The organism is Aquimarina algiphila, from assembly GCF_947494415.1.
Taxonomy (GTDB): Bacteria; Bacteroidota; Bacteroidia; order Flavobacteriales; family Flavobacteriaceae; genus Aquimarina; species Aquimarina algiphila.
On sequence record NZ_CANLVC010000007.1, the window covers coordinates 589,255 to 602,015 of the forward strand.

Below are 12,761 nucleotides of genomic sequence, written 5' to 3' on the forward strand. Positions count from 1 at the left end.
AATAATATGTCTTTAACACATTCGTCTTCAACAGTACAATCGTTACCACATTTACCTCCATTTATACACAAGAATCACGAAACAGTCCAAGAATTTTTAGATAATTTACAAGAGGGACATTTAATTGCAGAAAATATAGCATATGAAGCAATTATAAAGAAATTGACTGATAAAAATTTAAGTAAGGAAAGTTTTATAATTTCTATGGTCTGTGATACGTATAATCTCATGACTATTTATTTTGACCTGATACCAATTTATAATGACGTTTTTTTATTTAATGAAACCTCAAGAAGAGCATTGGTTACTTATGGATGTCTTTTTTATTATACAAAAAATAATACTTTAAAAGTAATTCCTATGACAGATGACATTACTACGATAAAGAATGATCTTAGTAAAATATTAAATGATATAGGAGATGAATCTTCTCTTCATTTTTGGAAAGGGTGCGGTATGCGAATTCCTGAAGAATGTAGTATAACAATTAGTTTTACTAAAGTGTATCCAAATTTGTATATAAAAAGTAAAACATCAGATGATAAAATTTTTCTGGAAGAACAACCTTGGAATGTTTCTTTAGTCTATAATGGTGATGATGGAGATAATGAAAGCTTTTTAGATATACCTAATTCACTAAACCCTATTTCACATCAAATTGTTACACCAAATTCGGATATGAAAAATACTAACATTCCAAAAGGTAACGGAGAAAGCAATGCGATTAAAAAAAATAGTTTAACGGTTAATAAAGAAATGCAAGATTGTGATATGGTAGTAGAATTACCTTATATGCCACCAACAGCAGATTCTTTAATTTCAATAGGTTTTAAAAATGATAATACTACAGAAATTATTCTTACAACTTCTTAGATATTATCAAAAACTATTAAAAAAATCATAAATAAACCTGATTTTTATGTTGAAGGTTTAATTTATAGTATCTTTTTATAAGGGTTTAATCATCAAAAATTAAACCCTTATTTTAGCAAAGGTTAAGCCGCACATTTGTCTCTTTTGTTGTATTAAAGTATGAATATAATCTTCTATATTGCTTTGATTCAACCCGAAATTACCCCCATTTATTTTAATAGGAAGAATTTAAATTATTTAATAACTCTTAAAACTTTAAACCATGCTTACAAAAGAATTAAAAACTTCCGCAGTAAAGAAAGAACTGGATTTACGAGAATTTGTTCGAAATGAAGTAAAATCATTATTTGATATGAAGCCAAATAATGATCCTTTGTATCAAGTCTATGATACTATAGATAAAGCAATATCTGCAAAATTTAAAATACCTGATAATAAAGAAGATACTACAAAGATTGATATATTAAGAATTGTAGAGTTCTTTAATACATTCCATTTTTTTGAATCTATTAATGATTTTATTCGAGATGCTTATGTAAATTATAATCATTTAAGACATGGTTTTCTAACCAATGGTGTTTTATTAAGAACAGAAAAGGTAGAAGATGAGTTAAAAGTTAAAAATGGATATACGATACAAGAACTGGTAAAATTACATATAGAAAAACCAGAGATGTATAAAAATATACTTAATGAGATAAAGGGAGAGCTAGAAGGGTTTATTGTTACAGATTCTGGAGAAAAATGGTATTTCTGGCCAGGTTGTGAGATGAAAATTCCAGCTAGAACAAATATTGTTTTAGATACCTCTATTTCAAAATCTAAATTTGTAATTACAGAAAAAACGGGAGATACAAATCATAATAAATCTCAAATTGTTATAGAGGAAAAACCGTATCAACTTGAACTTTCGATTTTAAAGGATACTGACTTTTTTTATAAAAAGACAGATAATGATAAACAAAAATTAAACCCTGGTTTTTTTAATATTAATAAGTCATCAGAAAATTATGCTAATCTAGATTTTAGTGAAATTGAGCTTGAACTACAAAAAGGAGAGAAGTATGATTATACGCTTTATATACCTTATGCCAGCCCAAGATTGGATGTGAAAACTAATATGAAAATTTTTAATTCAGATGAAACGGTAGAAGAGTTTATTGCTACTTGTTCTTGATTTGATTCTAATAGATTTCTAAAATACGATTAGTAATACCATATTAACTCTTAAAACTTTAAACCAAATGGAAACAATCACAGTAGATTCAAATCCAACTCAAGAACAGATATATCATATTTGTGAACGATATTTTGAACTTAGTCTTAAATGTGTTAAGAATAAAAACTTAATGGATGCGTTTCAAGATCCTGCAAAAACTGTTGCCTTTTTAACAGATGGGAAATTAGATAACACGTATGTATGGATAGATGAAGGACAACCATGGGAAGGCTGTGGTATGAGACTACCACAAAATACAAGGGTGATTTTGGATTATGAAACAACATGGCCAACACTATACTTTACAAAAAAAGGAGAAAGTAAAGAAACGATTACCATAAAAGAATCGCCTTTATTTGTACAGGTATTTAGCAATGGCCGTGAAGGTATAAAAACACTAAAAAGAGAGCTTTTATCAGAAAATGAAGAATCAAAAGTGATTTTGCCCTTTAATACTAAAGAATTAGAAAATTATGATGCAATCCTCATGATGCCGTGTTTTATACCTAATAAAGATATGCTGGCAAAAGTGTTTTGTAGAGATAATAAAGAAGTAGCTGAAATAGTTCTCAGTACTTCATAGAAAAATGACTTATATGAATTGATAAAGCTTATGAATTATATAAGTAAGTTTTAAACTTAAATGATCAATGTTGTTATCTAATAAAGACAACATTGATCATTATTTATAATTAAAGATATTTTTAAATCTTCTTAAAGGAGTTCCTAGATAATGTCCAATACATTTTACAGAATTAAAGAAAATTATGCCAAAGTAAAGGTAGATGATCACTATACTATAATGTCTTCAGAGCAAGATAGTGTAGTACTACAATCTCCTTTAGCGATTCAACTTTTGGATGTGATTACTACCAATACAATAACAAAAGACGATATCATAGCTAACTATAATCAATATGGCAGTAATCTTAGTGAAGTATTGATTACACTTCACCAATTAGAAACCGAGGGGTATATCACACATACTAAACCGATATTTAGTCCAGAACAAACAGCCTATTGGGAAGAATTGGGGTATCATACACAGAAGTTGTCTGCTGTATTCAGTACCAAAACTATTGCTGTCAAAACTCTGGGTTCTATAGATGATGCTGTTTTTAGAGAATCATGTATTGCGACAGGCTTACAATGGTCAGATACTCCATATGTGACAATTGTATTGACTACAGATTATTTGCACCCTGATCTGGAGCAAATTAATACCGAGATGATCGAGCAGAATAAGCCCTGGCTATTGATAAAATTGGAGGGTACGACTCCATATGTTGGGCCACTTATGGTCCCTGATGCAGAAGATGCAGCTTGTTGGAAGTGTTTACAACATCGATTAATGCTACATGATCAGGAAAATAAATTGTATCAGGCATTGGCCAAGACTAATGATACCATTGCTCGTCCTTTGGTGAGTCACCCTATATCAAAGCAATTAGCAGCCAGTGTGGCCATTTCAGAACTGGTTTCATGGTTATATCATGAGCAAAATGAATCGTTATGTAATACCTTAATTTCATTAGAGACCAAAACTGGTGAACGTAAAATAAACCACGTCGTAAAACGGCCACAATGCCCATCTTGTGGTGATATAGAAATAGTAAAACAACATCCTATCCCCATCCAATTACAATCACAGGATACTATTGCTGATTATCCAGGAGGATATCGCACGGTTTCGCCAGAAGAAACTTTACAAAGATATAAACATCATGTGAGTGCCATAACTGGGGTTGTCCCGTATGTAAAAGAATACCACCCTGTTGATGATGTACCCATCTACAATTTTGGCTCTGGAAAAAATCTGGCATTACAAAGTTCATCACTATTCTGGTTAAACTTACATCTAAGAAGTGCTAATGGAGGTAAAGGAAAAACAGCAATACAAGCCAAAACTGGAGCTTTATGTGAAGCTATAGAACGATATAGCTTGATGTATCAGGGAGAAACCTATACGGTTTCAGCTTCTTATGCTACTTTAGAAAAGGCAATTCATCCAAATACCTGTATGCTATATAGTGATGATCAATATCAAGATCGTGAACGTATTAATACTAAAAGTACAAAGTTCTATTCATTGATTCCAATTCCGTTTGATGTTAATGAAATAATGGATTGGACACCAGTATATAGTCTTACAAAAAAAGAATTTAAATATCTCCCTTCTTGTTATTGTTATGCACAATATCCTTCAGTAGATGAAAAACGGTTATATGCATATCCTGATTCTAATGGCTGTGCGGCCGGAAATACTATAGAAGAGGCTATTTTACAAGGGTTTCTGGAATTGGTAGAGCGTGATGCTGCTGCTATCTGGTGGTATAATCGTGTGCAATATCCAGCAATAGCTTTAGAAACAGCTCAGAATCCATATATCAATCAGATGATTACATATTATAAAAGTATACATAGAAGTTTGTATGTTTTGGATATTACCACAGATATTGGTATTCCAGTTTTCGTAGCGATCAGCCATAGTTTGAAGGAGAATGATAAAGATAAAATTTTATATGCTTTTGGAGCTCATGTAGATGCTAATATTGCTTTGGAAAGAGCTATCATAGAATTGAATCAATTGCTCCCTGTGGTGATCAATAAAAATGGATCTTATCTAACCACTGATCAGGTATTTATTGATTGGTTGGATACAGCTACGCTTCAGAATAATTCATATTTGATACCTGATGAAGGAGAAGATAAGAATATACAAATAGATTATCCACAACTATGCAATGCCACGGTGTATGACAGCGTACAATTTTGTATACAGAGGGCAAAGCAACTTGAACTCGAAACATTGGTTATTGATCTTACACAACCCGACGTTGGGCTTCCTGTGGCAAAAGTGATTGTGCCGGGATTACGACATTTTTGGAGACGTACAGCTCCTGGTAGATTATATGATGTACCAGTAAGAATGGGGAAATTAGAACATCCTCATACCGAGTCAGCATTAAACCCTTTGAGTATTTTTATTTAAAAACGAAAATCAGCCATGAAATTTATATCTTATAATAACACTTCATTTAAAAAAACAACGTACTATAAAAGATTACCCGAAAATGAAAGAGAAGTATTTGATATTTTATCTAGTGTTTTTCATTTTAAGGTAAATAATTATGTTCTAGAGCATCTTATTGATTGGGAAACAGTGCCCAATGATCCTATTTATAAATTGATTTTTCCGAGGAAAGAGATGTTGCAACCTACAGATTATAAGACATTACTATTATTACATCAAAGCGGGCTTGATGAAAAAACATTATTTCAGTTTGTTCAAAAGGTAAAGAAGAAAATGTATCCAGAGGTAAAGCATGCTGAAACAAGTATCCCAAAGGTAAACGGAGTGAGGATTAGAGGAATGTATAGTAATTTTGAAACTATCGTAAGCCTATTTCCTGATCCTATGGCTAAAACATGCCATTCCTATTGTTCGTATTGTTTCAGATGGATTATGTTTAACAATAAAGAAGCACAACAAAACTCTTCATATACAGACCCTAATGAACCTGTTGAATATTTAAGAGCACATCCCGAAATTACTGACGTATTATTTACAGGAGCAGATCCACTAGTATTAAAAGCTAAAACATTACAGAAATATATCGATCCGGTTTTGGATATAGAATCTGTAAAAGTAATTCGTATTAGTTCAAAATCATTAGCGTGGTGGCCATTTCGATTTACAACAGATAAGGACGCTGATGAATTATTGAAATTATTTAAATACATTCAATCCAGGGGAAAACATCTTAATTTTTGTGCTCATTTCACTCATGTTAGAGAACTAGAAAATGATGTAGTCAAAGAAGCAATACAAAGAATAAGAGATACGGGGACCGTAATTCGATGTCAGGGACCTATTGTTGAAGGTATTAATGATACTCCCGAGGATTGGAGCGCATTATGGAATACTCAGATAGTATTAGGAATGGTTCCTTATTATATGTTTATAGAAGCTGATCATAACTCTGAGTCCTGTTTTAGAATTCCGTTAGCAAAAGCATTACAAATTTTTCAGGAAGCACAGAAAAAGACTACAGGTTTAGCAAGAACAGTTAGAGGTCCTGTCTTTATGAATGATTTGCATAGAACATTATTAGATGGTATTGTGACTGTTAATGATCAACGATATTTTGCATTAAAATCGTTACAAGCACCTCCTAATATGATTGGTGAAGGTACAATCAAATTAATTCCGTATAGCGAAACGACCAAGGATGCAGGAGATTTGATTGCCTTGTTTAGTAAAGAACAAGAAGCTAGATCTACTACTGTTGATATTCTATAGCATCAAATGTCAAAATAGAAACTCTTCATTATAATTTAATTTCTTCCCTTTGGGTATCTTAATGGTATTTCCGCCATTTTTATACTTCATATCTATACTCATGAAATATTGTGAAATATTTTTTTGAGACGTCCCAATATATATTTGTCTCATCAAAATAAGTATAAAAAGCAAGATCAAAAATGATAACTCAGAATACTCAAAATCAATACAGAAAAAGCATAGTATGCTGGGTGATTAAAATACTTTTTGTACTTCATAGATAAAATAATTCATGTTCTTTAAAAATAACATCAAATAAGGAAAATAGTTGGATACATCTATTGGGGGAAATTATTTGATGTTAAGAAAAGCCAAGTAGACAGTTGAAATAATTGCGCTGTAGAGTTATTGGGGGAAAATTCTACAGCTCCTTGGCGTTTAATTAGGTTTTAAGAACAATAGAAATAACAATGAAATATCGTGAAATATGTTTTAGAAACCGTAATATTTAATTTCACATTATAATTAAAGAAATAAAGGGGCTATGGGACATTCATTAATTGACAAAAAAACGCAAGAGGTTAGATTTGGATACTGGCCGTTTCAGGATCGAGTAAAGACAACGCTTACATTGATCAGTTTGGAGAATGGGAGCTTTGATATCCACTACTTAGGCCAGTTTAATAAATTGAAAATAGGAAAAGTGGAAAACATAACAATTCCTGAACATGGCAATGTTACAAAAAGAATCAATGATTATCCTGAAATAAAATTTGAGATTTGTAAATACAATGTTGCCAATAATTATGCGGCTATGCAGGTTAAAATAGATGCAGAAGTTCCTGGTTTAGGTTGTCAAACTATTTATGATCAAACTTTATTAGATCATAAAATTGCATCCTAGAAACAACAAAAATAGAATCAAATGTTTAAAGCAATACATATAGAATCGAATGGTTGGGGAGTATCTCCATATTAACCTAACAAGATTGTTAAGAAAGTATATAAAAGTTTAGTCAGTACATTACGAATAGGGGGCTATTTAATAATGACAATGTTTATTTTCCAAGACTAATATATAAGGTTTGGCTATTTTGCCAAACCTTTTTTATTTTTAAATTCATGTGATAAAATTGGCTAAAGGCTATTAAGATGAGATAAGTACAGAAGTTGGTTTTAATTTTTAATTATTGAAAAACAGGGATTTATGATTTTTTTCTAAAATATTATTGATTAGAAATAGTTATTTTATCAGGTATATTAAAATTTAAAAATATCTTTACAAATGAATTACAATTTCAAAAATAGTATATTAAGATTAGAAAAGATTTAGCGATATATCGTTGATGGGCAAGGAAAACAATAACAAAATTATAACAGCATTCATTCAGAATGATGATAAAATTCTTAAAGAGTTTTATGTAAAGCATTTACCTATGGTAATTAGGTATGTTAACAAAAACTCTGGAAATGAATATGATGCAAAGGATGTTTTTCAGGATGCGATGGTTATTGTGTATGAAAAGGTTAAAAATAATACATTGGATATAAGTTGTTCTTTGGGGACATATGTATATGGTATCAGCAAAAACTTATGGCGTAATAGATTACGAAAGAATAATAAGATAATAATTACAGAAGATATTACCACAAATGATGACGAAGGAGTAGAAACTATTATCGAAAATATAGATAGATTAGATAAAATATCATTGATCCAAAAGTACCTTTTAGAACTTGGAGAAGGGTGTAAAGAAATCTTATTGTTGTTTTTTGCAGGATATAGTTTACGTGAGATTGCAGAGAAAAGAAAGCTCACAGAAGCATATGCTAGAAAGAGAAAGTTCATCTGTCAAAAACAGTTGATGGAAAAGGCAGAGAAAGATCCGATTTTTAAAGAATTAAAAGAGTCATCTAATTACAAGTAAATCATGAAAAAGAATCAGGAATTATTTGAAAATATAGATGCGTACTTAAATGGTAATTTAGTAGGTGCAGATTTAGAGTTGTTTGAAAACACTTTAAAGTTAGATACTGAGCTACAGGAAGAGGTTGAGAAGTATCGTTTGATAAAAGAAGCTTTAAAAGATAAAGATATCATTAATTTTAGGGAGAAACTTAAGGATATCGATCGTGAAATAGAGGAAGAAAAGGTAAGAGAAATTCAACCCAAAAAATCATTTAAGACCTATTATAGAATAGCAGCTGTTTTTATAGCAATAGTGGGTATATCTTCTTTGTTTTGGATATATCAGGAACCAGATTTGTATGCACAGTATTATGTTCCTTATCCTATGAATGAGCTTACTCGTAGTAGCGAGGAGTCTACAATAGAAGGGTTAAAAGAAGTATCACTACAGTATAAAAGAAAAGAGTATCAAAAGACGATTCCTGTTCTGGAACGTCTTATCCAGGAATATCCTAATGATGATCGATTAAAATTATACCTGGGGAATAGCTACCTCAATACTGATCAAGAAGAAAAAGCTATTACCTTATTTCAGAATATTGTGAAGAATGATACTCTTCGTAACGATGCATTATGGTTTTTGTCATTAGCTCATGTGAAGACAGAAAATAATGGTAAGGCAATTACTTTTCTTAAAGAACTAACTTCTTACGAAAACTTATATAAAAAGAGCGCTATAGATTTGCTTGAAGAATTAGAATAACAATACTTTTTTTGGATTATAAATTCACTTTATAGTTTCGTTGTTTTCGTTGTTTAAAACGATAACTAACCTCAAATATCATATTTTTAGTTACATTACGATTTAATATTTATTAACCTTTATATGATAATTACCCCATACTTTCGTCTAATACAAGTATTCTTTTTTTGCACTTTCCTTTTTTCTTTTATGGGTGCAATTGCACAAATTAATATTGATACAACAAGAGCTTCGCAGTATTACAAAGAAGCAGATTCTCTGTTGATTCAAAAAAAATATGAAGAATCTATTGCGCTTTTTAATAAAGCACTTCCTGAATATAAAAAAGCAAAAGCGTGGGAAAAAGTAGCAAGTTGTTATAATAAGATTTCTGAAAATCAGTGGTATAAAGGAGATGAGTCTCTTTTAAGCGCAAAAAAAGCATTAGAAATAAGTACAGATTACCTTATGGAAGGCAACAAGTTTGAGGCTGATTCTTATGATAATATAGGTTTTTATCATAAAAGAGTTCCGAATTATGATGAAGCTCTACAATATTATGAAAAGGCACTGAAAATAAGAGAAAAGATTTTTCCTAATGAACATCTTGATATCGCTAAATCCTATAGTAATTTAGGATCAGTTTACTGGAGCACATCTAAATATAAGGAGGCTCTAGAGTTTCATAAAAAGGCATTAGCTATTAATTTGAAAATTTTAGGTCCAGATCATTCAAAAACTGGACGAAACTATAATAATATTGGTCTTGTTTATGATAACTTGGGAAAACTTGATATCGCTTTAGAATATTATAAAAAGTTTTTGAACAATACTATAAGAAATTCTGGAAGCGATGATATTTATGTAGGGTATAGTTATGTTAATATGGGGGTAACTTACCTTAACCTTAAACAGAATAATAATGCATTAAGTTATTTTCAAAAAGCATTGCCCATTTTACTTAAAGAAAATAGATTAAATGGACTACAAGCTGTATATCAAAATATTGGTATTGTTTATGATGTAAAAGGAGAATATGATAAAGCATTAGAATATCAAAAAAAAAGTTTAGAGATTGCTTCAAAAATATTTGGAGAACAGCATCCATCTATTGGTGTTATATATGCAAATATTAGTGTAACATTTCATAAAAAAGGTGATGAAAAAAAAGAAATAGAGTACTACAAAAAAGCTTTAGAAATTTATACTGCTTCCTTAGGAGAAAACCATTATTTGGTCGCTCGGACGTATCATAATATGGGGAATACATATTCTATTAATAAAGAATATGATAAAGCATGGGAGTGTTTTAATAAAGCTTTAAATATACGTAATACAATTTTTGATAAGAATAATCCTAATATTTCGGAGTCATATAGAGGTATTGCCAATCTCTATTTTCGACAAAAAATGTATGATGAATCATTGAAATATCATAAAAAGGGTTTAATAATTTTACAAAACTCATATGGAGAACAACATCCTCGCATAATAAGTTTATATAATAATATTGCATTCGTTTATCAGATACAAAAAAAGCATGCAAAAGCAATTTCTAATTTTGATAAAGCATTGCTTTCAAATACTAAAAAGGAGAATCAAAAAGGGATAGAAAATACTTTCGATCCTAACCACTATTCTGATTGGAGATTATTATTAGAAACCTTTAAAGGAAAAGCTAAGACTCTTACGGACTTGTATAAGGAAAGCAATGACAGGCAGTTTTTTAATCAATGTCTAGTTATTTATAAAAATGCAGATATACTTATCAATCATATACGAAAAACCTATCAAAATTATCAGGATAAGGTTGTTTTTGCTAAACAAGTAAAGGAAATCTATACAGAAGCTATTAATACGTATTTATTAGAATATAGAGAAACAAAAAAACAATCATCTCTGGTACAAGTGTTTTATTATTTAGAGAGAAGTAGAAGTAATATACTAAAAGAACTCTTAAATGATTCTTATGCAAAAAGTTATACAGGATTGCCAAATGAACTATTGACAACAGAAAAAATAATAAGAACAAATCAAGCTTTTTATACCTCGCAGATTTTAAAAGAAGAATCTAAAAAATCAATTGATACTTTAAAAATTAAGGGGTATGAAAACAAATTATTTGATATCAATAGACAACAAGATTCGTTGACTAAAGTCTTAGAAAAAGACTATCCTAAATATTTTAAGCTTAAATATCAGAATGATATTATTGAGATTACCGATCTCCAACATCAAATAGATAACAAAACAACCTTACTGGAGTTTTTTATAGGAGATAGTACCACCTATGCGTTTACCATTTCAAAAAATAGTGTCGATATACAGGAATTGAGCACTCCAAAACTTACAAAACGAATTGAACAATTTCGTAAAAGTATTACAAGTAAAAACACCCAAGAATTTAAAAAACAATCACATTTACTATATAATACACTTATAACTCCGATAAAAGAACAACTTAAAGGAGATCAACTTATCATTGTACCCGATGGTCCATTATGGCATCTTAATTTTGAATTGTTACTGACTCAAAATGATACATCAGAAGATCCTGGAGAACTTTCGTATTTACTGAAAGATTATGCTATTACTTATGCCAATTCTGCGAATCTGTTGTTTAATCCTTTTAAAAAGGTAACATCGGAAGATGAGAAGGAAGGATGTCTTGCATTTTCTTTTTCAGATTCGACCAATATTGTAACCTCAAAAAACATGAGTTTGGCTACATTAAGAGATACTGGAGATGACTTACCGGGAACACGCAAAGAAATTAGAGCGATTGCTGATATTATCGATGGACAATACTATTTTGGAGCGGAAGCAAATGAAGCTAACTTTAAGAAAAATGCAGATCAATATAAGATTTTGCACCTGGCCTTACATGGAGAGGTAGATAATGAAAGACCAGAGAATTCTAAGTTGTTTTTTACAAAGTCTAAAGACACTATAGAAGATAATTTATTGTATGCTCATGAGCTATTTGCTTTGGATATTCCATCAGAACTTACGGTATTAAGTGCTTGTAATACAGGAACAGGTAAAATTGCCAAAGGCGAAGGAATCATGAGCTTGGGTAATGCTTTTCAATACGCAGGCACCAAAAGTTTATTGTTAAGTAGTTGGGAAGTGCCCGATAATACTGCACCAGAACTCATGCAGTATTTCTATACCAATCTTAAAGCAGGGATGCATAAAGGGAGAGCTTTACAGCAAGCAAAATTAGAATACCTCAAAACAGCAGACCGATATCATAAGAACCCGTTTTATTGGGGTGGATTTTATTTGGTAGGGGATAGTGCTCCCATACAATTTAGGTATACTGATTCCTGGTATTGGATTCTTGGATTAGGGGTTTTGGGGATGATATTAATGGGATTGTTTTTATATAAACGGAAAAACTATGGAAGAGTTATTATACAAAAAGTCCTATCATTGTAAACCAATAATAGGACTAAAAATAAGTTGTAAATCTATTTTAGGATTAATGTAAAATATGTAAACTTTTTTAGGACGAGACAGGCACGAGCGACACGCTCGCTCTAGCTAGGGGAATCTACGTAAAATCTTCTTGACCATTGGCATCAAAAATCCGATCACATTCACCGTTTCCACTTTCGTCCCCTGAACAATGACCTCCCTTAACTTGGATTAATACTGTTCTTTCTAAGGTTTGCACTCCTTCTAAATTTAAAATGTTTTGTAACATACTATTAAAATATTTAATGATTTG

General features: G+C 30.8%; 11 protein-coding genes. 9 read left to right on the forward strand and 2 right to left on the reverse strand.

All coding sequences use genetic code 11. The annotated features are described in order from the left end of the window. The first annotated feature begins 6 nt into the window (after positions 1-6). The 5 genes from PQF96_RS17200 to PQF96_RS17220 all read left to right on the forward strand — a co-directional run bounded on the left by PQF96_RS17200 (position 7) and on the right by PQF96_RS17220 (position 6,395). Entirely contained in the window at positions 7-873 is an 867-nt protein-coding gene (locus PQF96_RS17200) for a hypothetical protein (protein ID WP_271767584.1), read from the forward strand. Positions 874-1,135: 262 nt separating this feature from the next. Next, the gene (locus tag PQF96_RS17205) at positions 1,136-2,050 is read left to right on the forward strand and encodes a hypothetical protein (RefSeq protein ID WP_271767585.1); all 915 of its coding nucleotides are present in this window, start codon (positions 1,136-1,138) and stop codon (positions 2,048-2,050) included. A gap of 67 nt (positions 2,051-2,117) precedes the next feature. Then, entirely contained in the window at positions 2,118-2,675 is a 558-nt protein-coding gene (locus PQF96_RS17210; RefSeq protein ID WP_271767586.1) for a hypothetical protein, read from the forward strand. 150 nt (positions 2,676-2,825) lie between these two features. Continuing rightward, positions 2,826-5,084, forward strand: coding sequence for a TOMM precursor leader peptide-binding protein (locus tag PQF96_RS17215; protein WP_271767587.1), 2,259 nt, complete (start codon positions 2,826-2,828; stop codon positions 5,082-5,084). 15 nt (positions 5,085-5,099) lie between these two features. Next, positions 5,100-6,395, forward strand: a complete 1,296-nt coding sequence (locus tag PQF96_RS17220; RefSeq protein WP_271767588.1) for a KamA family radical SAM protein — start codon at positions 5,100-5,102, stop codon at positions 6,393-6,395. A gap of 9 nt (positions 6,396-6,404) precedes the next feature. Here PQF96_RS17220 and PQF96_RS17225 read toward each other — a convergent pair whose 3' ends face one another. Further along, positions 6,405-6,548 (reverse strand): hypothetical protein, encoded by a 144-nt coding sequence (locus tag PQF96_RS17225; RefSeq protein ID WP_271767589.1) that lies wholly within the window; start codon positions 6,546-6,548, stop codon positions 6,405-6,407. A 373-nt stretch (positions 6,549-6,921) separates the two neighbouring features. Here PQF96_RS17225 and PQF96_RS17230 point away from each other — a divergent pair, with 373 nt between their 5' ends. The 4 genes from PQF96_RS17230 (at position 6,922) to PQF96_RS17245 (ending at position 12,469) form a co-directional block, all read left to right on the forward strand. Beyond that, on the forward strand, positions 6,922-7,281 hold the full coding sequence (locus PQF96_RS17230) for a hypothetical protein (RefSeq protein WP_109438751.1): 360 nt from the start codon (positions 6,922-6,924) through the stop codon (positions 7,279-7,281). A 442-nt stretch (positions 7,282-7,723) separates the two neighbouring features. Next, complete coding sequence (locus tag PQF96_RS17235) at positions 7,724-8,305, forward strand: RNA polymerase sigma factor (protein ID WP_271767590.1); 582 nt, start codon at positions 7,724-7,726, stop codon at positions 8,303-8,305. A 3-nt stretch (positions 8,306-8,308) separates the two neighbouring features. After that, complete coding sequence (locus tag PQF96_RS17240) at positions 8,309-9,049, forward strand: tetratricopeptide repeat protein (protein ID WP_271767591.1); 741 nt, start codon at positions 8,309-8,311, stop codon at positions 9,047-9,049. A 189-nt stretch (positions 9,050-9,238) separates the two neighbouring features. After that, positions 9,239-12,469: a CHAT domain-containing protein gene (locus PQF96_RS17245; RefSeq protein ID WP_271767592.1), complete on the forward strand. Its 3,231-nt coding sequence runs from the start codon at positions 9,239-9,241 to the stop codon at positions 12,467-12,469. 115 nt (positions 12,470-12,584) lie between these two features. Here the strand turns inward: PQF96_RS17245 and PQF96_RS17250 are convergent, their stop codons facing one another. Further along, on the reverse strand, positions 12,585-12,737 hold the full coding sequence (locus tag PQF96_RS17250; RefSeq protein ID WP_271767593.1) for a hypothetical protein: 153 nt from the start codon (positions 12,735-12,737) through the stop codon (positions 12,585-12,587). Positions 12,738-12,761: the final 24 nt, after the last annotated feature.